The organism is Massilia sp. BGA-UO-ETr-WB1 (genome assembly GCF_059567845.1).
In genome coordinates this window covers 924,287-948,912 of sequence record NZ_JCAQOT010000024.1, presented here as the reverse complement: position 1 = coordinate 948,912, position 24,626 = coordinate 924,287, and the positions used below count along the sequence as shown (strand labels likewise).

The window sequence follows — 24,626 nt, the reverse complement described above, 5'->3', positions numbered from 1 at the left end:
ACAACAATATGAGCAAGAAACTGAGCAAGAAGCGCACCGCAGCACTCTGCGCCTGCGCCGTGGCGCTGGCGCCGGGCCACGCCGCCGCGCAGAGCAGCGTCACCGTTTACGGCCGCCTGAACGTGGCCATGGAACATATGGAAACCTCGGCCACCGCCGCCGGCAAGGCGCTCAGCGTCACGCGCCTGGTCAACAACCGCTCCGTGTTCGGCTTCAAGGGCACCGAAGACCTGGGCGGCGGCAGCAAGGCCATCTTCCAGATCGAAGGCACGCTGTCGCCCGACACCGGCGAAGGCAGTCCCGCCCAGCGCGACACCCGCGTCGGCCTGGAAGGCGGCTACGGCCAGCTGTTCCTGGGGCACTGGACCACGCCCTACAACAACAGCACCTCAGGGCTGGACCCGTTCTACCCCACCACGGCCGGCTACATGAGCATCATCGGCAACGGCGCCGGCTCCACGGTGGACAACGTGGGCAACCTGTCCTCCTTCGACCGCCGCCAGCAGAACAGCATCAGCTGGTATTCGCCCAGCTGGAACGGCCTCACGCTGCGTACCGCGCACGGCATCGGCGAGGAACGCCCGGCCGGCGGCGCCAAGCCATCGCTGACCTCGCTGGCCGCCGTCTACGAGCAGGGGCCGTGGTATGCCGCGCTGGCGCACGAGCGCCACCACGATTACCAGGGCAAGGGCCGCGACGACGACGGCACCAAGCTGGCCGCCGCCTACCGCTTCGCCCACCGCCTGGGCGAGACGCGCCTGGCCGTCATTGCCGAAAAGCTCAAGTACCAGACCGCCACCGGCAAGCTGGAGCAGACCGCCTATTATGTTTCCGCTACGCATCAGGTCGGGCCGCACGGCCTGCGCCTGGGGCTGGCGCGCAGCGGCGATGGCAAGGGCGCTTCCACGCAGAAAATCGGCTACATCAAGCGCGGTCCGGACACCGGCGCCAGCCACGTCACGCTGGGCTACGACTACACGCTGTCCAAACGCAGCAGCGTGTACGCCTATTACACCCGGCTGGACAACGACGCCAACGCGCTGCATGACTTCGCCATCAACGCGCTGACGGTGAGCGCCGGGGCCACGCTGAAGGGGGCCGCCTTCGGCATGCGGCACGCGTTCTGACGGCCCTTGCAAGCTGCCCTTGTAAACGGCAAAGCCCGCATGATGCGGGCTCTTAATTTGGTGGGTTGTTTCCCTTAGGTAGTCAGCAGCGACATAGCAGGCCGGGGCGGCGGCGCGATCGGCGGTCCCAGCGGGGTGCGGCGCGGATCGATCGCCGGCTCCGGCATATGGTAGGTGTAGGGATTGATGATGATCGGCGGAATGGTAGGCGGCGCCGACGGCGGCCCCTTGGGTCCGCCCGAACACTCAGTCGCGCTACGCTGGCGCATTGCACTGCCGAATCCCGAGGATATCGATTGACCCTCGCTCAGTTCTAGCCAAGCCATATTGCCCTCCATGTGCAAGATAGGTATTCAGTATAGGCAACGATATCTTTATTTCAAGGACGGATCTGCCGTTTTTTTCGGCAAGCAAGGGAAAATCGCAGCTTATCGCCGCCGTCCGCCACTGATCCCGTGAATTCTGCGCTCCATCGCAATCCGGTGGCCCGGCGCCCCCGTGCGCCGTAAAGTTACACCATACCAACGACGTATCACACACGCAGCACTAACCAAGCCACGGGGAACCTGAAATGAAAAAACTGCTCGCCATCACCCTTATCGCCCTGCTCTTCATTGCAGCCTGGAACACACTGGACACCGGCGACATGGTGGTCCACCTGGGCGACGAGGAATTCGAAGGCCCGCTGGGGGTGTTGCTGGGAATCACTTTCGGCGGCCTGGGGCTGCTGATCGGCGCCGTGGTCATGGTGTGCGTGGCGGTGTTCCTCGGCTTCCTGTTCGCCGGCCTGGGCGTGCTGATGGTGGCCGGCCTGCTGATGCTGGCGGTGGTGCTGGTGGCCGTGATGTCGCCGCTGATGCTGCCGGTGCTGATACCCGCCGCCATCATCTGGTTCATCGTGTCGCGCAACCGCAAAGCGCGTGTCCGCGAGAGCAGCCTGAAGGACATGGACCCGCACGCGGCCATCTGAAGCCGGGCGCAGCGCCCGGGTCATCGCGGTCAAGCGGCCGGGGGCAAGTCCTCCGGCCGCTTTTTTTCTTCCTCCGGCCCGCACTGGCCGACCCGCTCCACCCGGTTGCGCCCGCCCCGCTTGGCGCAGTACAGGGCCTTGTCGGCCCGCACCAGGGCCGCGTCGCCGCTGGCGTCGGCCGGATCCAGCGCGGCAATGCCGATGCTCACCGTGACCGACAGCATGCGCCCCTCCGCCTCCAGCGGCGTGCCGGCGATGCGCTGGCGCAGCCGCTCGGCGAAGGCGGTGGCCGCCGCCATGTCGGCGCCCGGCAGCAGCACCGCGAACTCCTCGCCGCCCACCCGCCCCAGCGTGTCGATCTTGCGCTGGCTGTCGCGCATCAGCGCCGCCAGGTGGCGCAGCACGGCGTCGCCGGCAGCGTGGCCATATTCGTCGTTGACGCGCTTGAAATGGTCCAGGTCCAGCATCAGCACCGCGCCCTGCCCGCCGATGTCGCGCTGCAGGCGCGCCTGCTCGTCGTCCAGGCGCGCCATGAACTCGCGCCGGTTCGGCAGACCGGTCAGGAAATCGGTGGTGGCCAGCACCAGCAACTCGTCGTTCATGCGCTTGCGCTCGGTAATATCCAGCGTGGAGACGATGACGAAGTCCAGGCTGTGCGTGTGGCCCGGCATCACCAGCAGGGTCAGCTCGTTCTGGCGCTGCACCCCGTCCAGCCGCTTGAAACTGCTCTCGCAGGCGAACAGGTGCGCGCCCTGGGCCAGCGCGCCCAGCGCCTGGGCGAAGGCCGGCATGGCGGCGGCGTCGAAGTTCTGCGCCAAGGTCAGCGCGACGGCGTCCTTGCTGCCGGGCGGCGCGCCCACCTGGGCCAGCGCGGCCGCGTTGACGTCGATGATGCGCACCAGGCCGGCCAGCCGCGCCACCTGGCTGGGGTTGGCGCGCAGCCAGGCCGGCACGTCGTCCACGCCGGACTGCTCCAGCTCGGCCAGCGCGGCGCGCACCGCCGACCAGTCCTGCTCCCACAGCGCCACCGGCGCGTGGTCGTACAGGCTGCGGAAGCGGGCCTCGCCGGCGCGCAGCGCCACCGCCGCCTTGGCCTGCTCGATGGCGATGCCGGCCAGGCGCGAAGCCTGTTCCATCAGCGCCAGCTGGGCCACGCCGGGCGCCTGCGCGGCACGGTGGAAAATGACGAAGGTGCCCAGCACGGCGCCGTTGGCGGCGCGGATCGGCTCGGTCCAGCAGGCTTGCACGCCGGCCTGCCGCGCCAGGTCGCGGTATTGCGACCACGGCGCGTCCTGGGCAATGTCGGCCACGATCACGCGCCGTCCCAGCTGCACCGCCTGGCCGCAATAACCGCTCGGCTGGTCGACCGGCTGGCCGTCGATGGCCGCGCTCAGGAAGGGCGGCAGGCTGGGCGCGGCGCGCACGTGCAGGCGGCGCCCCTCCTCGTCCAGCAGCAGGATGGCGCAGCGCAGTTCCGGGTGGCCGTCCTCGACGCCGTGCACCACGCTGTCGAGGATGGTTTGCAGCGGCGCGCCGGTGGCCAGCAGCTCCAGTACCTGGCGCCGAGTCTGCTCGCGGCGCTCGCTCTGGGTGCGCTCGGTGATGTCGCGGAAGGACCACAGCCGCGCCGGCGTGCTGCCCAGCTTGAGCCCGCGCGTAAACTGCTCGATCACGCGGCCGTCGCGCAGGTGCAGCAGCTCGTGCTGCACCTCGTTCTCGCCCTGGCGGCGCGCCACCGCCGCCAGGAACACGGCCGGCTGCGCCAGCTGTTCGGCCACCTGCTGCAGCAGGATGGCGCCGTCCTGCTGCCAGTCCAGGTGCTCCGGCACGTTCCACAGTTCGCGGAAGCGGCGGTTGGAATTGAGCACGCCGCCGTCGAAATTGTCGACCAGGATGCCGTCCACGGTGGAGTCGAGGATGCTGCGCAGCACCGCCTGGCTGCGCTGGGCGCTGTCGGCCATGGCCAGCAGGCTGGCCTGCCCCTCCTTCAGCTCGTCGGCCAGCTGGCGCGTGCGGCTCAGCGCGCGGCGCGCTTTCAGGCTGCTGCGCGCCAGCATCCAGGCCAGCGCCGCCAGCACCCCGCTGAGCACCACGCCGGCGCCGCCGATCAGCTGCACCTTGCCGTCGCGCTCGGCGCCCACGCCGCTGCCCGGCACGCCACTGATGCGCACTGTCCAGCGGTGCCCGGCCAGGCTGATCTTCTGCATGGTGTGGCGCATGCCCGGCTGCGGCGGCCCGGGGCGGCTGTCGTACATGCGGCTGGCCGCGCCCAGCTGCTCGCCGTCGTAGATCTCCACGTCCAGCTTGGCGGCGCGCTCGCCGCCCAGGCCGGCCATCACGTCGCCCATGCGGAACGGCGCGTACACCCAGCCCGTCAGCGCGGCGCGGCGCTGCTCGATGGTGTGCTGCGGCTGCGCGTTGTGGTACACCGGCAGCACCAACAGGAAGCCGGCCTGCTCCTCGCCCTCGCGCTGGTCCTCCTGCACCAGGCGGACCTTGCCGCTCATGGCGGGCAGCCCGGAATCGCGCGCGCGCTCGAGCGCGGCGCGCCGCACCGGTTCGGACAGCGGGTCGAAACCGAAGGCCTTCAGATTGCTGCCGCTGAACGGCTCGATATAGATGACGGGCGCGTACTGCGGCCGGTCGCCGGCCGGACGCACCGTGTAGCCGGGGAAGCCGTCGCGCCGGATGGACTGCGTGTGCACCTCGCGCTGCCCGCCGCCCACCAGGCGCATATAGCCGACGCCCTGGATGCCGGGGAAATGCTGGTTCAGGTGCTGGCTGTTCAGGTAGCGGTGGAACTCGTCGCGGTCGACGTAGTCGGAACTGAGGTACAGGCCCTGCACGCCGTACAGCACCTGCTCGTAGGTTTGCATGCGCTGCGCGATGCTGTTGACCAGTTCGCGCACGCGGAAGTCGAAATCGGCCTGGATTTCCTGCGCCGCGTCGGCGCTGGCGTTGCGCCACAGCCACCAGGTCGAGCCCAGGCACACGCCCAGCACCAGTCCTGCCGCAACGGCCGGGCTCAGCAGGTCCTGCAGCGTCCGGCGGGGCTGGGGCCGGGAATCGGTCGAGTCCATGGTTTTCGCGCGGGAAAACAGCGGTGGGACAAAATACCAGTGGTTTGATAGTACGTTAACGGGACCGCCCCGCGCAACGCCCTTGTTGTGGATTAACGGCAATTAAACATGCCGCTTGAGGAAGCCCCCAGGCATGGCGTGCATGTCGAAAAACTTTACACTGCCGGCGGAAAACGGCAGGCGGCGCGCCCCAAGTCATTGATTAAAATCAATAAAAGTTTCCTGGCACAACACTTGCTCTATGAAAAGCATTATTTCCCATAATCACTAAAAGCCCCTATGTCCATGCTCAAGTCCGTCGTCGCCGCCGCCATCCTCGCCGCCACCGCCCACGCCGGCGCCACCGTCATCGATTTCAACGGCAAGAGCAACGGCTACTACAGCTACGCGAACGGCGCCATACTGGCCAGCACGCTCCAGTTCAGCTCATCGCAAACCTCCTATTTCATGGGCACCGGCTACACCGGCGGCGACGGCTCCAGCCTCGCGTACAACGGCACCGATTACCTGATGAGCTATAGCGGCATGACCTTTACCCGCACCGGCGCCGCCGCGTTTTCCGTGCAAAGCGTGGACATGAAAGACTGGGCTGGCGGCCTCACGTCCGCTACGCTGACAGGCAACTTCGCCAGCGGCGGCAGCATAGTCCGCACCTTCACCCTGGGTGCGACCGCCAACTCGGCCAAGCAAACCGGCAACGACTTCATCAAGTACGCGCTGACCGGTTTCACCGGCCTGAGCTCGTTCAGCATTTCCAGCACCTACGGTCCGTGGCTGGCGATCGACAATCTCACCATCAACGCCGCCACGGTGCCGGAACCGGGCACGCTGGCCGTGTTCGGCCTGGGCCTGGCCGGCCTGGCGGCCCTGCGCCGCCGCAAGCGCAAGTAAATGCCGGCGGGCGCTGCGGCCATGCCGCAGTGCTACAGCGTGGCGGCGCCGGCCGCGTACTGGCGGTAGCCGCGCGCGCGCAGCGCGCAGGCCGGGCAGGTGCCGCAGCCGTAGCCCCAGTCGTGCAGCGCGCCGCGCTGGCCCAGGTAGCAGGTGTGCGTGGCTTCGCGGATCAGGTCCACCAGCTGCGCCCCGCCCAGCTGCTCGGCCAGGGTCCAGGTCTGCGCCTTGTCCAGCCACATCAGCGGCGTTTCCAGTTTGACGCGGGTGTCCATGCCCAGGTTCAGCGCCACCTGCAGCGCCTTCATGGTGTCGTCGCGGCAGTCCGGGTAGCCGGAGAAATCGGTCTCGCACATGCCGCCCACCAGCACATTCAGGCCGCGCCGGTACGCCAGCGTGGCGGCCACCGTCATGAACATCAGGTTACGGCCCGGCACGAAGGTGTTCGGCAAGCCGTTTTCCTGCATCACGATCTCGATATCCTCCGTCATCGCAGTCTGCGACAGCGCCGAGATCAGCGACAGGTCCACCATGTGGTCCTCGCCCAGGCGCGCCGCCCACTCCGGCTTGTGCGCGCGCAGCGCCTGCAGCACCTGCGGCCGCACCGTGAGTTCGATGGCGTGGCGCTGGCCGTAGTCGAAGCCGATGGTTTCCACCCGGCTGTAGCGCTCCAGCGCCCACGCCAGGCAGGTTGTGGAGTCCTGGCCGCCGCTGAACAGCACCAGCGCCGCATCTGTCTTGATCATTTCGTTGCCTTCAATAAATCTTAGTAGTACGCCATCTTTCGGGACTATCCGGTAACATGCTGAATAGTTTTCCCTATCAAAAGAACCGGCGGGACCTCGAATTTTGGCACAACTCATCACAAAAGCAATGGGCAAGCGTGCCTGGGCCGCCCTACTACTGGTTTGTGCCCTGCCTTGCGCCGCGCTGGCGCAGGGCATGCAGTACAACGTGCGCGTGAATGTGGCGGACGGCGCGTCCGGCCAGCTGGAAGCGCTGCTGACCGATAACCTGGACCTGCTGCGCTTCCGCGGCAATCCGCGCATCGACCGCGAACAGCTGCAGCGCATGGCGCGCAGCGCGCCCGAACAGGCGAAAACCCTGCTGGCCACGGCCGGCTACTACTCGCCGGTGGTCAGCACCCGCATCGACGGCCTGCGCGAAGGCGAAGGCGGCACGCCGACCGTGGTGATGGACGTGCAGCCGGGCGAGCCGGTGCGCGTGGGCAGCGTGGAGATCGTGCTGCAGGGCTTTGCCACCAGCAGCGACGAGCCGTTCGACAAGGCCGCGCTGCAAGCGGCGTGGCCGCTGCCCAAGGGCGACATCTTCCGCCAGGACGCCTGGGAGCAGGCCAAACGCGCGCTGCTGCGCCAGGTGGTGCAGACGCGCTACCCGCGCGCCCAGCTCAGCGACAGCCTGGCCACGGTCGATCCGGACCTGCGCACCGCCGCGCTGCGGGTGGTGCTCGACAGCGGCCCGGAGCTGCGCTTCGGCGAACTGCGCATCGAAGGCCTGAAGCGCTATCCGGCCTCCATCGTGGCCAACCTGAACCAGATCAAGCCGGGCGACTATTACAGCGAGGCCGCGCTGCAAGCCTACCAGTCGCGCCTGCAGGACACCGGCTACTTCGCCAGCGTGGAAGTGAGCGCGGACCTGAGCGCCATCCTGGGCGAGCAGCTGGAAGTGGCCGAGCAGAAGCAGGAGGAACAGAAGCAGGCGGAGCAGGCCGGGCAGCCGGCCGCCGCTGCGCCGCAGGCGGCGCCGGCCACGATGGCGCCAATGGCCCCCCTCCCGCTGCTGGTGCGCGTGGTCGAGAACAAGCGCCGCAACGTCAGCGCCGGCCTGGGTTTCAGCACCAACACCGGCAACCGCATCCAGCTCAACTACGACGACCTGGCCATCTTCGGCCTGAAAATGAAAAGCGCGCTCACGCTGGAAACCAAGAAGCAGACCGCGCGCGGCGACTTCTACTTCCCCGTCACGCCGGACGGCTACAGCGACAGCTTCGGCGGCGCCTACGAACGCAGCGACATCGAGGGCGAGGAAACCACCGTGTTCACCGTGTCGGCCAAGCGCGCCTGGGGCACGCCGCTGCTCGAGCGCAGCCTGGGCGTGGAACTGCTGACCGAACAAAAGACCGTGACCGGCCAGCCCAACGTGCGCAGCACCAGCCTGCCGCTGACCTACTCCGTCACGCGCAGGAAACTGGACAATCTGCTGTTCCCCACCAAGGGCCATGTGCTGAACTGGCAGGTCGGCGGCGCCCTGCTGCCGCTGCTGACCGACGAGCCCTTCATCCGCGCCAGCACCAAGGCCATGTGGTACATCCCCTTCGGGACGAAGAGCACCGTGATACTGCGCGGCGAACTGGGCGCGCTGGCGTCCAAGCAGAAGGGCGGCGTGCCCGCCATCTACCAGTTCCGCGCCGGCGGCGACCAGTCCGTGCGCGGCTACGCCTACCAGGAACTGGGCGTGCGCCAGGGCGACGCCACCGTGGGCGGGCGCTACCTCGCCACCGGCAGCGCCGAGTACCAGTACTGGTTCAAGCCGTCCTGGGGCGCCGCCGTGTTCTACGACGCCGGCAACGCTTCCGATTCCTTCTCCGGCCTGCATCCGAAATCCGGCTACGGCGTGGGCGCGCGCTGGAAAAGCCCGGTCGGCCCGATCAACGTCGATGCCGCCTACGGCCACGCCATCAAAAAGGCGCGGCTGCACTTCTCACTGGGATTCACGTTCTGATGGCTGAAACTACCGCTCCCAACCAGGACGGCGCAAGCACGCCGCCCGGCGGCGCCAAGCCGCCCCGCCGCTGGCTGCGCCGCGCGCTGATCGCGCTGGCTGCGCTGTTCGTGCTGCTGGCAGGCCTGGTCTGGCTGCTGGGCCGCGAGTCCACGCTGCAGCAGATCGTGCAGCGCGTGGCCAGCGCCAGCGGCGGCCAGATCGTGGCCACCGGCGTCAGCGGCTCGCTGTACGGCCGCATGCACATCGACCGCATCGTCCACCGCACGCCGGAAAGCGTGCTGACGGCGAACGACATCACCATCGACTGGTCGCCGCTGCAGTACTTCAGCGAAGGCATCGCCATCAGCGAACTGCACATCGCCAGCGCCGTGTCGCAGACGCTGAAGCCCGAGCCGGCCAAGCTGCCGGACACGCTGGCGCCGCCGTTCCGCCTCAGCGTGGCCGACGCCCGCCTCGACCAGCTGACCTTGCTGGCCGCCACCGACACCGCCGCCGGCGCGGGCACCGTCATCAGCGCCATCCGCCTCAAGCTCGACGGCGACAGCCGGACCTGGCGCGTGCGCCAAGCCGGCGCCATGACGCCCATCGGCCGCGTGGCCCTGGACGGCGCCATCGGCGCCCAGCGCCCCTTCAAGCTCGACGCCAAGGCCAGCCTGACGCAAACCACCGGCATCCCCGCCGGCGCCAAGCCGGCCCAGCTCGCGATAACCGCCGGCGGCAACCTGGCGCTGATCGAACTGGCAGCGCAAGGCGCTTCCAGCAATGCCGTGGGCGACGCGAAACTGACTTTGGCGCCGTTCGATCCCATCATCCTGCGCGCGGCCGACATCAACGGGCGCGGCATCAATCCGGCGCTGTTCAACCCCGCCTGGCCGCAGGCCGACCTGAGCGTGAACCTGCAAGCCAGGATCGCGCCCAACCAGGCCGTCAGCGGCAAGCTGTCGGTGCAGAACCAGGGGCCATCCGGCCCGCTCGACCAGCACCGCATTCCGCTGCGCGCCGTCAGCGGCCAATTGGGCGGCACGCTCACCGCCACCACCATCGAGCAGGTGCTGATCGACCTTGGCGCGGCCGGCAAGTTCGCCGGCGGCGGCCGCGTGCAGCGCGTGGCGGTGGACGGCGGCGTGGACGCGGCCACCTTCCAGCTGCACACCGACCGCCTCGACCTGCGCGCCATCCACGGCGCCGTCAACGCCACCAAGATCGCGGGCGACATCGCATTGGGCAGCACCGGCAAGACCCAGACGCTGACGGTCAACCTGGCCCAGACCGGGCTGCGCCTGGAAGCGCAAGCCACGCTGGCCGACGCCCTGCTGCGCCTCAAGCAGGCCCGCCTGACCGCCGGCAAAGGCAGCATCAACGTCAGCGGCGAAGCCAGCCTGAAAGACCAGCAACCCTTCAAGGCCAACGCCAGCCTGGCGCGCTTCGACCCGTCCGCGCTGGGCGCGCTGCCGGCGGCGGACCTGAACGGCGAAATCAACGCCAGCGGCAAGCTGCTGCCCGCGTGGCAAGTGGCGGCCGACTTCAAGCTGGCCGCCAGCCGCCTGCTGGGCCAGCCGCTGTCCGGCGCCGGCAAGCTGCAGGCGGACGCCGCGCGCCTGAGCGGCGTGGACGCCAAGCTGGCGCTGGGCCAGAACACGCTGGACCTGCGCGGCGGCTTCGGCGCGCCGGGCGAGCGCCTGCTGTGGCGCGTGGATGCGCGCCAGCTGTCCGCCGTCGGCAGCGGCCTGCAGGGCGCATTGGCCGCCAACGGCGTGGCCAGCGGCACTTACGCCGCGCCGCGCAGCACCTTCGAAGCGGACGCCAAAGGCCTGGGCATGGTCCAGGGCCTGGGCGCCGCCAAGCGCCCGGCGCCCGACAGCGTATTGCGCGCGGCGGGTGAAGTGTGGCTGGCCGGCACGCCAGGAAAGCCGGGCAAGCACGGCGAACTGAAAGTGTCCGGCAGCGCGCAGCGCTTCAACCCGGCCTCATTCGGCCCTTATACGGCGGGCAGCATCAACGCGGACTTCAGCGGCAGCGGCAGGCTGGCCGCCGACTGGCGCGCCGCGCTCGACCTGAAGCTGCAGCCGTCCACCCTCTCCGGTGCAGCGCTGTCCGGCTACGCCAAGGTGAGCGCCGACCACACCCGCGTCGACAGCGCCGACGTCGACCTGCGCCTGGGCGCCAACAGCCTGCAAGCCAAGGGCGGCTTCGGCAGCGCGCGCGACCGGCTGGACTGGAAGGTCGACGCGCCGCAACTGAACACCCTGGGCGCAGGCTTTGGCGGCGTGCTGCGCGGCACGGGCTCGCTCACCGGCACCATGGCGCAGCCCGCGCTCGCGTTCAGCATGGACGGCGCCAACCTGCGCCTGTTCACCACGCACCAGCTCAAGAGCATCAAGGCCAGCGCCAGCATCGGCACCGGCTTCGGCGGCGCCGACCCGCTCACCAGCGAAGTGGAACTGGCCGGCTACGTTTCGCCCGGCCTGAGCATCGACAAGGCGCGCTTCCAGTCCACCGGCACCCGCGCCGCGCACGTGCTGCAGCTCAGCGCCAGCAATCCGCAGTTCGACGCCCTGGTCAAAGTGCGCGGCGGCAGCAGCGGAGGCGGCGCCATGGGGGGCCGCAACAGCGCGGGCGGCAGCATCGCCGGCGACAGCGTCTGGACCGGCACCATCGACACGCTGCAGAACAAGGGCCGCTACGCCTTCACCCTGCAAGCCCCCGCCGCGCTGCGCATCGCCGGCGCGGCCGGCGGCGGCGCGGCCGGCCTGGCCAGACCGGAGCAGCTGTCGCTGTCCAGCGCCGTCATCAAGCTCCCGGACGGCAGCATCCGCATCGACACGCTGGACAAGAACGGCCCGCGCTGGCGCAGCAAAGGCTCGGCCGCCGGCGTGCCGGTCAGCTACCTGGCGCAACTGTCCGAACTGTGGCGCGACAACGTGGTGAGCGACCTCACGCTGGGCGCCGCCTGGGCGCTGGACCTGCAGGCCGCTCCCAGCGCACCCGCAGCCGCCCCGGCACGCGGCGCGGCGCCCGCCATCGCCAACATCGAAGGCATGCTGCGCATCTACCGCGAAGCCGGCGACATCACCGTCACCAGCGGCGACAAGCCGATCGCCCTCGGCCTGCGCCAGCTCGAGCTGCGCGCCGACGTCACCGGCGGCGCCCTGCGCACGCAGCTCAACCTGGACGGCGCCCGCGCCGGCCAGGCCCGCATCGACGCCACTGCGCAACTGCAGAACGGCCACATCGCCAACAGCAGCCCGCTGGCCATGACGGGCAGCGTCAACATGCCGTCCATTGCCTGGCTCGCGCCCCTGTCCGGCGTGTTCGGCCTGGAACTGGACGGCGCCCTGAAAGTATCGGCCGCCGGCAGCGGCACCATCGCCGACCCGGTGCTGAACGGGGACATCACGGGCGACAAGCTGCTGGTCAACTGGGCCGAGCAAGGCATCAAGCTGCGCAACGGCCAGCTGCAGGCCAGGCTGGCCGGCGACCAGCTCAACCTGCAAAAGCTCTCCTTCGACGGCGAACAGGGCCGCGCCCAGGCCGACGGCTGGGTCAAGCTGGCCAACGCCGAAGCCACCATGCAGCTCAAGCTGGTGGCCGACAAGCTGCTGGTCCTGGCCCGTCCCGACCGCACCCTGGCCGTCACCGGCCAGGCCACGCTGGTGCGCGACCAGAAGCGCTTCCAGCTCGACGGCAAAGTGCGGGCCGACCGCGCCCGCATCGAACTCGGTTCCGAGAACAGTCCCACCATCAGCGACGACGTGGTGGTGCTGGGACGCGGCAAGCCGCCCGGCAAGGCGGCCGCCGTGCAGTCCATGCCGCTCAACGTGGACCTGGAGGCGGACCTCGGCAAGGACTTCCACCTGAAAGGCAAAGGCCTGGACGCCGACCTTACCGGCGTTGTGCACCTGCGCATTGCCGACCGCCGGCCGCCGCGCGTCACCGGCAGCATCCGCGTCGACAACGGCACCTACAAGGCCTACGGCCAGAATCTCAGCATCGAGCGCGGCGTGCTCAATTTCACCGGCGCCTACGACAACCCCGGCCTCAACATCCTGGCCGTGCGCAAGCGCCCCGAGGGCGAGCAGCTGAGCGAGACCAACGTGGAGGCGGGCGTGGAGGTGCGCGGCACCGCGCTGGCGCCGCAAGCCAAGCTGGTGTCCACGCCGTCCGTGCCGGACAGCGACAAGCTATCCTGGCTGGTGCTCGGACACGGCATCGCGGACGCCGGCGGCAACGAAATGGCGCTGCTCGGCACTGCGGCCGGCGCGCTGTTCGGCGGCACCGGCGGCGGCATCGCCGGCAAGCTGGGACTGGACGAACTGGGCGTAACGCAAGCGGCGGGCAGCTCGCAGGCCAAGGGCCTGGAGAACACCGTGGTCACGGTGGGCAAGCGGCTCTCGTCGCGCGCCTACCTCAGCTTCGAGCAGGGCGCGGGAACCGCCACCAGCCTGGTGAAGCTGCGCTACAAGCTCAATTCGCGCATCACGCTGCAGTTCCAGACCGGCACCAACAACGCGCTCGACGTGCTGTACACCTGGGCCTTCGATTGAAGGCCGGCGGCTAACTGGGATTATGGTCCGGCACCGGATCGTCCTGCGGCACGGGGGGATTCGGGTGATGGGGATGGGCCGGAATGGGTTCCGGCATCGGCTCATCCACCGGCGCAGGGTCCGGCGCGCGGTGGGCTTGGATGAAATCTGGGGCCATGGTTCACTCCGAAGTGAGAACAATGGCCCCATTCTACGCCGCCTGGCGGCGGCGCCTCATACCTTACGGCTTGGCAGCTTTCACGTACTTATCCAGCCAGCTGTTGGTTTCATACAGCATGTGCATGATGGACTCGCGCGCGCGGTAGCCGTGCGACTCGTTCGGCAGCATCACCAGGCGCGCGGTGCCGCCCAGGCCCTTCACCGCCTGGAACATGCGCTCGCTCTGGATCGGGAAGGTGCCCGAATTATTGTCGTCGGCGCCATGGATCAGCAACAGCGCGTCCTTGATCTTGTCGGCGTTGTTAAACGGCGACATGGCCTGGTACACGTCCTGCGCCTTCCAGAACGGACGGTCTTCGGACTGGAAGCCGAACGGCGTCAGCGTGCGGTTGTAGGCGCCGCTGCGCGCAATGCCGGCCTTGAACAGGCGCGTATGCGCCAGCAGGTTGCCGGTCATGAAGGCGCCGTAGGAATGGCCGCCGATGGCGATGCGGTGGCGCTCGGCCACGCCGCGCCGCACCACTTCATCCACCGCCGCTTCCGCGTCCGCCACCAGTTGCGGCAGATAGGTGTCGTTCGGCTCCTGCTCGCCCTGGCCGACGATGGGGAAGGATGGATTGTCCAGCACCGCGTAGCCCATGGCCAGGAAGGCCGCCGGGCCCCAGTAGCTCACCGCGTTGAACTTGTACGGCGAACCGGTGGTCTGGCTGGCCGCTTCGGCCGACTTGAACTCCTGCGGGTAAGCCCACATCAGCATCGGCAGCGGGCCGTCGCGCTTGGCGTCGTACTTCGGCGGCAGCAGCAGGGTCGCGGTCAGGTCCACGCCGTCCTTGCGCTTGTATCGGATCTGCTCCTTCTGCACCTCCTTCAGCTGCGGCAGCGGGTGCGGGAAATGGGTCAGCGCGGTCAGCTGCGCGTCGCCCTTCTGCGCCAGGTTGCGCACGTAGTAGTTGGGGCGCTCGGTGGGCGATTCGCGCGTCGACAGCAGCTTGCTGCCGTCTTCGTTCAGCACCGCCACCACGTTCTCGTAGTACGGCGCGGCGCTCTGGAACAGGCGCTCCTTCTTCTTGGTCGACAGGTTCAGGCGGTCGATGAACGGACGCTCGCCTTCCGGCGTGGCGCCCGGGCCGTCCAGCAGGATGGAATTGTCGGCGCTGATCAGCAGGCGCGGCAAGCCCGCCGCGTCGCTGCGCATCACCGGCGAACCGGGCGCGTTGTAGCGGTCTTCGGCGGAACCGGCGTAGATCAGCTCGGGTGCGGCGTCCGGCTGGTCCGGCGCGATCTTCCACTGCTTCACCGCGCGCGTCTTGTACCAGCGCTCGTTCAGCAGCGCCACGTCGCCACGGCCCCAGGCGATGCCCGCATAGCGCGACGCCAGCTTGGCCAGCACCGTGGGCTGGGCCGTGAACGGGGCGGCCTGCGTGTAGACGATGTCGCGGATCCCGGCCGCCGTGGCCGGGTCGCCGCCGTCCTGCGCTTCGGCCCACACCAGCGTGGCCGGCGCGTCCACGCGCCAGCTGATATTGCGCTGGCCGGTCGGCACCGCGTCGTTCCCCGGCGGCAGGCCTTCGCGCAGCGGCAGCCTGGCCACGGTGTGCTGCAGCTTGCCGTCCAGTTCACGCACCTCATAGTGCTCGCCGAAGCTCGACACCGGCACAATGTAGGAGTACGGACGGGCGATGCTGGCGGTGAACAGGTGCTTGCCGCCCGGCGCCAGCAAGGCGCGCGAGTACTGGCCCGGCTTGCCGATCAGGCGCGTCTTGCCCGCCAGGTCCACCAGCGCCAGCTGCGAGGTGATGTAGTGCTCGAACAGCTTGGCGTCTTCCTCGTTCTTCAGCAGGTCCGGGTAGGTGCGGATCAGGCGCGTGCCGGCGCCCGGCTGGCTGTCCTGCGCAGCGGGGCCGGACGGAATGCCGGTCAGCTGCGGCGCGGCGCCCTGGCCGGCGGGGCGCAGTTGCACCAGCAGGCCCTTGCCGTCCGGCTGCCACTGGAAGCCACGGCTGAACACCGCCGACAGCGGCTGCGAAACCAGCTTCTTCGCGCTGCGCGCCGCCACGTCCACCAGCCACAGCTCCACGCCGGCGCCCTTGCCTGCGTGTTTGCCCGACGCTTCCCCATAGTTGGTGTGGGTGAACGCCAGGTAGCGCTGGTCCGGCGACCACGCCAGTTCCGTCACGCGCACGTCTTTCGGCAGGCCGGTGACCGGGGTTTCCTTCCGGGTCTCGATGTCGAGCAGCGTCAGGCCGGTGCCGAACGAGAAACGGCTGGCCGCGTAGGTGAGCGGATTGACGCGCAAGCCGGCCAGCTTCAGTTCCGGCTGCGCCACTTCGGCGATGCCCGGCAGCGCAGGCTGCGCCACCATCACGGCCAGGTCGCGTTTCGGGCCCAGGTTCAGCAGCGGCGCGCGCGGCGCGTCGACGATGGCTTGCAGCGGCGCAGGCGGCAGCTGGTAGCCGCCGTTCTGGGCGCCGGCCAACGGCGCAGCCGCCATCAGGCCCAGGGCCAGCGGCAGCAGGGAATTCCGTACAGTCATTATTATCTCGTGGACAAGTCAGAGGACCGAACATATTGCTTATTGATAACTTGAAAGTCAATCAGCGGCGTGTATCGATTTGTCGCACGGTAGGTAGCAACTCCCCCTTGCTTTACAATCGAGGTTTTGCGCGCCGAGAAGACCCGATATGGAAATGACCACGATAGCCCTGCTTGTCCTCATACCGCTGCTGGTATGGCGCATCTATTCGCGCATCAAGAGCATGCTGAAACGGCAGGAATCGCTGATCTGGCGCCACTGGCTGTCGGCCGTGGCCTTCCCGGTGCTGCTGGCGTGGCTGGCGCTGTCCATGCTGGACAATGTGCTGGGCCTGTCCTGCCTGGCGGCCGGCGCGCTGGCCGGCGCGTGGCTGGGCGTGTTCGGCCTGAAAGGCACGCGCTTCGAGACCATCGGCAAGCGCTACTTCTTCACGCCCAATCTGCGCATCGGCATCACCGTGTTCATGCTGCTGGCGGCGCGCATGCTGTATCGCGGCCTGGAGCTTTACATGATCAGCCGCGTCGAGACGCCCAACCTGATGTCGCAGACCGAATTCGTGCAAAGCCCGGCCACCGCCGCGGTACTGGGCCTGGTGGCCGGCTACTGCGCCGCCTTCTCGATCGGCATGATACGCTGGCGCCGCACGCAGCAGCCGCTGCCCGAGCCGAAAGAAGCGGACTGATTCACTTGTCCAGCAGCGCGGCCAGGGCGCCGCGCAGCGTCGGATAGCGGAACTGGAAGCCCTGCTCCAGCAAACGCACCGGCGCCGCCGTTTGCCCCTCCAGCAGCAAGTCCGCCTGCTCTCCCAGCAGCAGCCGCACCGGCCAGCCCGGCGTCGGCATGAAGCACGGCCGCCCCAGCAGCGACGCCGCCGTGCAGCTGAACTCCGATTGCGACACCTGCTCGGGCGCGGTGAAGTTGTACGCCTCGCTCAGCGTCCGTCCCGGGCCGCCTTCAACGCTGAGGCGCCACAGATGCGCCATCGCGCGCAGCAAATCGTCCACGTGTATCCACGACATGCGCTGTTTGCCGCCGCCCATCGGCCCGCCCATGCCCAGCTTGATGGGCAGCAGCATCGGCGGCAGCGCGCCCTGTTCGCCCAGCACCATCCCGAAGCGCATGCACGCCACCTGCACGCCATGCGCCTGCGCTGCGCGCGCGGCCGCCTCCCACTCCTGGCACAGCTGCGACATGAACACCGGCTGCGGCGGCGCGTCTTCCGCCAGCGGCGTCCGGTCGCCCATGGCCTGCACGCCGTAGTAGCCGATGGCCGACGCCGACAGCATCAGGCGCGGCTTGTGCTCCGCCCTGGCGATCCACGCCACCACGCGCTCCGTCAGCGCCACCCGGCTGCGCCGCAGCGCCTCCTTGCGCGCCGCCGTCCAGCGCCAGCCCAGGATGCGCGCGCCGGCCAGGTTGACCACCACATCGATCCGCTCCGACGGCGCCAGCGCCTCCAGGCTATCCACGCAGCGCACCGGCCGGCCAAGCAGCCGCAGAGCTTTTTGCGGCGAGCGCGTCAACACGGTAACTGCATGGCCGTCCTTCAGCAAGGCGGCCACCAGCAAGCGGCCGATAAAACCGGTGGCGCCGGTCAGCAGCACGCGCTGCTGGAGACCCACGAATCCAAGCGGGCCGGCCTCCGTGCAACCCAGATCTGTAGCCATGAGCGTCTCCTTAGTCTTTATCGTCCGAGCCGAGGAAGCGCGCCACGGTGCCGCCCATTTTCAGAAAGCGCAGCATGGTGGCGGGCGGCAGGTTCTTGTAGTCGTTGTAGGTCGCGCCCAGCATCTCCATGAACTCCAGCACGTTGTTCATGCGGTCCTTGGTGGCGGCTTCCAGGGCCGCGTCCTGCTCGGCCTCGATGGCGCACTCGCGCAGCACCGACAGCGTGGGATCGATCTCGCGCCGCTTGCGCTCCTCGATGATGACGCGGAAGATCTCCCACACGTCCTGCAGCGCGAGGAAATGGTCGCGCCGGTCGCCCATCACGTGGCTCACACGGATCAGGCCCCAGCTTTGCAGCTCCTTCAGGCTGTTGCTCACGTTCGAACGCGCCACGTTCAGCGTTTCGGCGATGTCCTCGGCGGTCTGCGGCGTATTCACCAGGAACAGCAGCGCATGGATCTGCGCCACGGTCCGGTTCACGCCCCAGCGCGTGCCCATCTCGCCCCAGTGGAGGATGTACTTCTGCATGGTCGGCGTCAGTTGCATGGCTTTTCCTTATTTCTGTTATTACAGAAATTAAAGACCATGCGAATGCGGATGTCAATTGAAATTACGCCTTAGTGATCGAATGGAAGCCGCTGCTCATCTGCAATGCGCAGCATGAGGAGGCTAATCGCGTCGGAAATGGATAAACCCATGGCACCGAGTGCGTCGGCAGCACGCTTTTTTGTCTCTGCATCAATACGCACGCAAGTGTCAGCATTAGCCACTTGCAGCATTCCTACGCTGCGCCCGCACCGCTCGACGGCCCGGCGACGCTGGGCTGTGTCTCGTGTTTTCGGCTTTTTACTAAAACATGCTACCCCTTACTACCTCGCTATATACCGCGATATTCCGCACGATTCTTCGCCAAGCCGGAACTAAACGTCACTAGACGTATCTAACCAGCATGGGCAAGACAATCTGGCATTGCCTGTCGTTCGGCATCGCAACTTTAGTAACGGGGAGCGCCTTGTAGCACTGCTTAGCGTTGGTTAGCAGCGCATAGTAAAAACCACTTTTCGAGAGGCACACCATGTCCATCCATACACTCCCGGTCCATCTCCCTTTCGAGACACTGCAAGCGCTGGGCGAATTCACCGGAAAATGGTGGTCGGATACCTATAACCTGGAACCGTTCGTTTGCCAGGCCATCGACAACTTCGTAAAGCAGGCGTCGGCAGCCGAACAGGCGCCGCAGGCGCCATCCGAGGCGGGATACCAGTGGAAGCAGGTATTTCTTCCGGAGGGCACCAGGCTGCGCGCCAGTTTCGGCAAGCAACCCTACTACGCCACGGTGGAAGGGGCGGAAATCAAGTATGGCGAGCGCGCAGTGTCGCCGTCGCGCTTTGCGAATCTGCAAGGCAGCGGCAACCGAAACGCCTGGAAGGCCATCTGGTTACGCCTGCCAGGCAGTGATGAATGGCTGCTCGCCGATGTCTGCCGGTCCGCGCGCATAGCGGTAATAACACGCTTGCTTGGCAGCGCGGTTCAGGCAGGCCACCCGCCGCAAGAGAACGAGCGGCAGCCACACGGGCGCCCAACAGTTGGCCGTTCGGTTGACAACGTGCGTGTTGAAAGCCCGCGACGACCCGCTGCCATGCAGGCCAACAGTGCACCGGCCAGCCCCGTGTCCGACACTCCGGCAGCGGCGAGCGATAATGCCCAACGCCGCGCAGGGCGACGCAGCCGCCGTAAGCGCCGTGCAGCGAAACACCTTCCCGGAAATCCGTGAGGCACCAAAAAAAAAGCGGACCGAAATGGGTCCGCTGGGAGGGAGTTACGCTGCCGCCTTGTCGGGCGTGCGGCGCTGGAGCACGAAGATGGGTTGGGCCCACTGCGTGTCCTTTTTCTTCTTGCTGGTGATCAGCGTCAGCTCGGATGGGTCGTAGACGTCGGTGTTGTGGGTCAGCGGCGTCGTCATCAGGTACTGGGCTTCGGTGTTCTTCAGGAACTCGCCGACCAGCTGGATGTTGCGAATGTCCAGGTGGGCGAACGGTTCGTCGATGAACACGAAGCCGCCGGAGCCGTCTTCGGACTTCAACAGGCCGATCAGCAGCACCAGCGACTTCATCACCTGCTGGCCGCCCGAGGCTTCGCCGTCGTTCATGCCGATCGGGCCTTTACCGTCGAATTTGAAGCGCACGTGCAGGCCGGCCTGCGCCAGCGCCAGGTCGTCGTTCTCCAGCTTGACCGGGTCGGTGTGCACCTCGATGTTGGCCAGCTCGCCCAGCTCCTTGATGTTCTTGCTGTACGTCTTGATCGTGTAGCGCAGCCGCTCCATGTAGGCACCGCGTGCATTGGTGGTCGCTTCAATGGCGCGGTTGTTCTGGTAGCGGCGCTCTTCGGTCTCGACGGCGCGGTTTTTCAGCTGGTCGTTCAGGCGCGCGTACTGGTCGATCACCGTCGCGTCCAGTTCCCAGTCGCTGCGCGCCAGGCTGGCTTCCAGGCTGTGGATGCGCAAAATGGTCTGGTGCGCGTTGACGTATTCGGACACCAGGCGCTGGCGGCGCGCCGGGCGGCGCCAGTTGTACGGCATGTGGCGCCACTGGCGGCGCAGCGCCAGCAAGGTCTTGGCATGCTCCGCGCGCTGCTCGATCACGCGCTTGTGGTTCAGGCGCAGGCCGGCTTCGGACTCCGACAAATTGAAGCGCGCGTTCTGCCACGTGGTGTCGGCGCGGGTGCGTGCAATCGTCGCGTTCTTGATCAGGCCCTGCAGCTCGCCCAGGCGCGAACCGACTTCGGTACGCTCGGCTTTGAGCGGCACGGCGGCGCGCGCCGCCTCGTCGAACTCTTCCTGGCGCGCGCTCAGTTCCTTGGCCGCGTCCACGCCGGCCAGGCGGGCTTTCAGCGCGCTCACTTCGGAGGCCAGCTTGCTGATGGTGAGCGTGAAGGAGTCTTCCTGCGCTTCCAGCGACGGCAGGTTCTTCAGGATCGCTTCCATGCGCTGCGACTTGCCGGCCGCGCCGAAGCGGTAGCGCGAGGCTTCCACGAACAGCGAACGGCCGCCGCGGCGTTCCTTATGGTAGGCCTCGGGCGTGATCCATTCTTCGATATGGCTCTGGCGCGCGCCTTCTTCCACCGAGTCCACGCGGGTGATGCGCATCAGCTGTTCGATCAGCCAGCCCGGCGCCTTGTCGGAGAACTTCACCACCGACATCAGGCTGTCGCCCTTGGTGCTCGGCGCGGTGATCAGGTCCGGCACGATGAAGTGGCGGTAGCGTTCTTTCTCGGCCAGGCGGTAGGCGGCGGCAGCGTCGCTGGCTTTGTCCAGCAGCACCACGGAGGCGTAGCCGCCCAGCACGCCCTCGACCGCGCCCTGCCATTTCGGGTCCGTCACTTCGACGATGTCCGACAGCATGGCGTGGCCGATCTTGGCGTCGTTCAGCGCGCGGCGCATGGCGCGCACGTTGTCCGGCTCCGGCATGGCGGTCTTGCCCTGCAGCGCTGAGATGGTCGCCTTGTCCTGCGCTATGCGCGACATGACGATATCGCGGCCCTGCTTCTGGCGCGCCAGTTCGGCTTCCTTCTGCTCCAGCTGCGCGCTCACCTCGGCGATGTCGGCGCCCGAGTCGGCGGCCAGCTTCTGCAGGCGGGCCTTCTGTTCCAGCAGGCTGTCCAGCGGTTTCAGCTTGGCGTTGATGGAATTGAGGCGGCTTTGCAGCGCGGTCGATTCCTGTTCCAGCACGGTCTCGTGCTGCTGCGCTTCGGTGAACGCCTGCGCCTGCGCGGCCACGTGGGCGCGCTTGTCGGACAGCTGCTGGTCGGCCAGCATCAGCGGCTTGCGCGCTTCGCGCAGCTGGCGCGTGATGTTAGACTGCTTCTCGCGCGCTTCATGGTATTCCAGCGTCGGCAGCACTTCTTCCTGCAACTCGCGGCGTTCCTTGGTCAGGCCTTCCCACTGGTGGTAATTGGCCACGCGCAGGCGCAGGCCTTCCAGGTTGGTCTTGGAACCTTCCAGTTCGGCCTCGAAGCGTTTCAGCTCGATCTCCGTGTCGCGCTGGTGGCGCTTGGCTTCGTCGTAGGCGTCCAGCACTTCCTTGTCGCCGAACACCTGGAACACCAGGTCCAGCAACTGGCGCGGCGCGTATTCGCACAGCTTGTCGGTCTCGCCCTGCTCCAGCGCCAGCACTTTCGCCATGGCCGGCGACAGGCCGGCGTTGGCCAGGCGCTTGCGGTAGTTTTCCACGCCGAGGAAGTCGTTGGCCTCGGTCACTTCTTCGATCTGCACATTCCCCGGACGCATCAGGTACTGGCGCTTCCAGTCGCCGCCGTTCTTCTGGATCTGGCAGAACAGCGTCACTTCGTCTTCGGCGAAGAAGCCCGAGCTGCGGAACGGACGGTTCGACAGCTGCTTGCCCATGGCCTTGTTGTCCACCACGGCGCGCAGCCAGGAGGTTTGCTGGCCGGCGTGACGCGCGTAGTGCTTGTAGGTGCGGCCCATCGAGCAATCGAGGCCGAACAGGGTGCGCAGCGCGTCCAGCAAGGTGGTCTTGCCGGAGCCGTTCTGGCCGGCAATGGTGATGATCTTCGCGTCCAGCGGAATGTTCTTGATGCGCTGCCAGTAATCCCAGTGGACCAGCTCCAGCGATTTGATATGAAACATGGCTTACTCTCGGTTCGGGGTGTCGAAAGGTGCGTCGTCCGCAGTGGCCGCGGCGTCTGCGGCTGCGGCGGCGATGGCGGCGTTTTCAGCGGCGGCCGAGGCGGCCGCTTCGGCCAGCGCGGCGCGCGGAATATGCACCACTTGCGCCGGCGCGCGCTTGAACACTTCCGACAGCGCGCCGTTGATGATGCGCTCCTTCAGCAGGTCGGTATCCATCAGCAGGTCCAGCAGCGGGCCTTCGACGATGATGTCGCCGCGGCGCTCGATGAAGCCCAGCTTGCCCAGGATGCCCAGGTTCATGTCCATGCGGGTTTTCTTGCCCAGCTTGTCGCCGAAGTCGGCCAGCAGGGCCTTGTACGGGATGCCGATGGAGGAGTCTTCCGCGCGCGGCAGCGGCTTGTCGATGCCGAACATGTCGTCCTGGTCGTCTTCCGCGTGGGTGTGGGTTTCCTGGCGCTCGCGCTTGGGCAGGATGATCTGCGCCCACAGCACCACCAGCAAGGCCACGCCGTCGCGCGCCAGGCCGAAATTATTGTTTTGCCATACGTCGCGCGCGCCGAAAATCTTCGGCTCGATGGTGCGCGACAGGGCCAGCGTCACGTGGTCCGCGTAGACGTTGTCGAGCAGCTTCATGCCGCAGTTGGCCAGGCGCAGGTCCACTTCGGCGCGGAACAGTTCGTCCGACAGCACGCGTTTGACCAGGCGGTCGTCGCGGCGCAGCGTCTGGTGCGTCAGCAGGCGCGCGATCAGGATCTGGGAATCGTCATTCATCTTGGGTTCCCTTGTCCACAGGTTCTAAATTCAAATCTAAGTTAAGCGACAGCGAGGCGATGCTCATGGCGGCCACTTCCGGGTCGGCCAGCTGCACCATGTCGTCGGTCGGGTCGAAGGAGATCGGCAGGCGCGCCAGGTTGCCGGTGGCGCCTTGCAGGCTCGCTTCGGACTGGTCGCCCAGCAGCGGCAGCAGCGAGGCGCGGTAGGACGCCACCGCGAAGCTGGCCGGCAGCAGCGATTCGTGCGCCTGCTTCGCCTTCGGCGCGCCGTCGGCGCCGTTCGGGAAATTGGCCGGGGCGGCGAAGTCGGACAGGCGCGCCAGCCAGTCATCCAGCTCGCGCTGCATGGCGGGGGCGTCGTTGACGGTGGTGGGCGCGTCCTGCCCGCTCGGCAGGCCGCCCGGCGCCGTGTTGCCGGCGCGGTCGGACAGTAATTCGGTTTCAGCCACGTCGATCATCTCGGCAGGGGTAATAAACAGCGGCACCACGGGCTGGTCGATCGCATCTTCGGCCAGCTGGGCCAGGTCTTCATGGGCCAGCAGCCAGCGCTTGATGTCGGTGGTGGACAGGCCGGACTGGCCCAGGTGCACCCGCTGGCGTTCAATCTGGTTCAGCGCGCGCGAGAACATGCCCTGCATGTTCAGCAGCGCGCTCTGGGCGCGGCCGATGGCTTGCGCCGCGCGGTGCGTGGCGGCGTCGGCCCGCTCGTCGGAGGTGATGGCGCGCAGGATCTCGGAGCCCTTCTCCACCCAGTCGCAGGCCATGTGCCATTTTTCCTGCGAGGCGCGCAGGCGGAATTCGGAACCGGAGGCGATGGCGTCGCGGAATTCCTCGGTCAGGTCCACCAGGCGGCCCAGCAGGTGCTGCAGCTGCTCCACGGTGACGCCGCCCACGGCTTGCGCGCCGGCCACCTGCGACAGCAGGAAGCCCATTTCGGCTTCGTCTTCGTTCTGGTTCAGGTTCAGCAGGCTGTCGATGGCCGACAGCACGTTGCGCGCCATCGGCGTGACGCGGTACACCGCCTGCTGCGCGTCCCAGGCCAGCAGCTGGTTGGTGCGCAAGCGCATCAGCACCGTTTCCAGGCTTTCCGGCAGCAGGTAGGCCAGGCGCGTGTTGATGTCCGCCCGCGAGAAGGTCGAGGAGGCGGTGTCGGACGCCAGCTCGCGCAATACCAGCAGGCGCACGGCCACGCCCTCGAAGCCGCCGTGGAACAGGGCCGTGAAGACTTGCAGCAGGGGCTGGGCGCGCTTCAGGTGGTACACCTGCTCGATCTCGTCGACCGCCACGTGCGGCTGGAAGTGCGCCTGCAGGGCGTCCTGCGTCGCTTGGTCGTTTGGGTTTGCGTCTGCGGCCAGCGCCGCATTTGCCATTATGTCTATCATTCTGCTCCGAGTTGCCATTTTGTACACGCCGCGCAGGCAATGCGCGCGGGGGGCGTCAGTATAGCAGTTCGCCGGATGCGTCCGGCACCCGGTGTGGCGTGGGGCTTAC

General features: G+C 67.5%; 18 protein-coding genes. 8 read left to right on the top strand and 10 right to left on the bottom strand.

All coding sequences use genetic code 11. The features are described 5' to 3' along the window. The first annotated feature begins 8 nt into the window (after positions 1-8). Positions 9-1,127, top strand: coding sequence for a porin (locus AC56DV_RS17420; RefSeq protein ID WP_496315495.1), 1,119 nt, complete (start codon positions 9-11; stop codon positions 1,125-1,127). A 571-nt stretch (positions 1,128-1,698) separates the two neighbouring features. Continuing rightward, on the top strand, positions 1,699-2,097 hold the full coding sequence (locus AC56DV_RS17415) for a hypothetical protein (protein ID WP_496315494.1): 399 nt from the start codon (positions 1,699-1,701) through the stop codon (positions 2,095-2,097). A gap of 29 nt (positions 2,098-2,126) precedes the next feature. On the opposite strand, the gene AC56DV_RS17410 is transcribed toward AC56DV_RS17415, so the two are convergent. Then, positions 2,127-5,177, bottom strand: a complete 3,051-nt coding sequence (locus AC56DV_RS17410) for a CHASE domain-containing protein (RefSeq protein WP_496315493.1) — start codon at positions 5,175-5,177, stop codon at positions 2,127-2,129. A 108-nt stretch (positions 5,178-5,285) separates the two neighbouring features. Here AC56DV_RS17410 and AC56DV_RS17405 point away from each other — a divergent pair, with 108 nt between their 5' ends. Both AC56DV_RS17405 and AC56DV_RS17400 read left to right on the top strand, forming a co-directional pair. Beyond that, positions 5,286-5,441 carry a hypothetical protein gene (locus AC56DV_RS17405; protein WP_496315492.1) on the top strand — a complete coding sequence of 52 codons (156 nt, stop codon included), beginning with the start codon at positions 5,286-5,288 and terminating at the stop codon, positions 5,439-5,441. Positions 5,442-5,456: 15 nt separating this feature from the next. Further along, complete coding sequence (locus AC56DV_RS17400; protein ID WP_496315491.1) at positions 5,457-6,068, top strand: PEP-CTERM sorting domain-containing protein; 612 nt, start codon at positions 5,457-5,459, stop codon at positions 6,066-6,068. Positions 6,069-6,100: 32 nt separating this feature from the next. Here the strand turns inward: AC56DV_RS17400 and queC are convergent, their stop codons facing one another. Continuing rightward, positions 6,101-6,814: a 7-cyano-7-deazaguanine synthase QueC gene (gene queC / locus AC56DV_RS17395; protein ID WP_496315490.1), complete on the bottom strand. Its 714-nt coding sequence runs from the start codon at positions 6,812-6,814 to the stop codon at positions 6,101-6,103. A gap of 127 nt (positions 6,815-6,941) precedes the next feature. On the opposite strand from queC, the gene AC56DV_RS17390 reads away from it, so the two are divergent. Beyond that, the gene (locus AC56DV_RS17390; RefSeq protein ID WP_496315489.1) at positions 6,942-8,810 is read left to right on the top strand and encodes an autotransporter assembly complex protein TamA; all 1,869 of its coding nucleotides are present in this window, start codon (positions 6,942-6,944) and stop codon (positions 8,808-8,810) included. After that, positions 8,810-13,357: a translocation/assembly module TamB domain-containing protein gene (locus AC56DV_RS17385; protein WP_496315488.1), complete on the top strand. Its 4,548-nt coding sequence runs from the start codon at positions 8,810-8,812 to the stop codon at positions 13,355-13,357. The genes AC56DV_RS17390 and AC56DV_RS17385 overlap by 1 nt, the downstream gene beginning before the upstream one ends. Before the next feature lie 10 nt (positions 13,358-13,367). Here AC56DV_RS17385 and AC56DV_RS17380 read toward each other — a convergent pair whose 3' ends face one another. Both AC56DV_RS17380 and AC56DV_RS17375 read right to left on the bottom strand, forming a co-directional pair. Continuing rightward, complete coding sequence (locus AC56DV_RS17380; protein ID WP_496315487.1) at positions 13,368-13,514, bottom strand: hypothetical protein; 147 nt, start codon at positions 13,512-13,514, stop codon at positions 13,368-13,370. Between the two features lie 63 nt (positions 13,515-13,577). Beyond that, entirely contained in the window at positions 13,578-16,049 is a 2,472-nt protein-coding gene (locus AC56DV_RS17375) for an alpha/beta hydrolase family protein (protein WP_496315486.1), read from the bottom strand. A 154-nt stretch (positions 16,050-16,203) separates the two neighbouring features. Between AC56DV_RS17375 and AC56DV_RS17370 the strand changes: the two genes are divergently transcribed. Then, a complete protein-coding gene (locus AC56DV_RS17370) occupies positions 16,204-16,731 on the top strand; it encodes a CcdC protein domain-containing protein (protein WP_496315485.1) in 528 nt (175 codons plus the stop codon). A 1-nt stretch (position 16,732) separates the two neighbouring features. Here AC56DV_RS17370 and AC56DV_RS17365 read toward each other — a convergent pair whose 3' ends face one another. The 3 genes from AC56DV_RS17365 to AC56DV_RS17355 form a co-directional block, all read right to left on the bottom strand. Continuing rightward, entirely contained in the window at positions 16,733-17,716 is a 984-nt protein-coding gene (locus AC56DV_RS17365) for a TIGR01777 family oxidoreductase (protein ID WP_496315484.1), read from the bottom strand. 10 nt (positions 17,717-17,726) lie between these two features. Next, positions 17,727-18,263: a GbsR/MarR family transcriptional regulator gene (locus AC56DV_RS17360; RefSeq protein WP_496315483.1), complete on the bottom strand. Its 537-nt coding sequence runs from the start codon at positions 18,261-18,263 to the stop codon at positions 17,727-17,729. A gap of 71 nt (positions 18,264-18,334) precedes the next feature. Further along, positions 18,335-18,496 (bottom strand): type II toxin-antitoxin system RelB/DinJ family antitoxin, encoded by a 162-nt coding sequence (locus AC56DV_RS17355; protein ID WP_496315482.1) that lies wholly within the window; start codon positions 18,494-18,496, stop codon positions 18,335-18,337. Positions 18,497-18,792: 296 nt separating this feature from the next. Between AC56DV_RS17355 and AC56DV_RS17350 the strand changes: the two genes are divergently transcribed. After that, entirely contained in the window at positions 18,793-19,491 is a 699-nt protein-coding gene (locus tag AC56DV_RS17350) for a hypothetical protein (RefSeq protein WP_496315481.1), read from the top strand. 45 nt (positions 19,492-19,536) lie between these two features. On the opposite strand, the gene AC56DV_RS17345 is transcribed toward AC56DV_RS17350, so the two are convergent. The 3 genes from AC56DV_RS17345 to AC56DV_RS17335 are packed head-to-tail and all read right to left on the bottom strand — an operon-like array spanning position 19,537 to position 24,517. Further along, a complete protein-coding gene (locus AC56DV_RS17345; RefSeq protein ID WP_496315480.1) occupies positions 19,537-22,362 on the bottom strand; it encodes an ATP-binding protein in 2,826 nt (941 codons plus the stop codon). Between the two features lie 3 nt (positions 22,363-22,365). Further along, entirely contained in the window at positions 22,366-23,133 is a 768-nt protein-coding gene (locus AC56DV_RS17340) for a hypothetical protein (protein WP_496315479.1), read from the bottom strand. Beyond that, positions 23,126-24,517 carry a hypothetical protein gene (locus tag AC56DV_RS17335; RefSeq protein WP_496315478.1) on the bottom strand — a complete coding sequence of 464 codons (1,392 nt, stop codon included), beginning with the start codon at positions 24,515-24,517 and terminating at the stop codon, positions 23,126-23,128. Before AC56DV_RS17335 ends, AC56DV_RS17340 begins: the two co-directional genes overlap by 8 nt. Positions 24,518-24,626 lie beyond the last annotated feature (109 nt).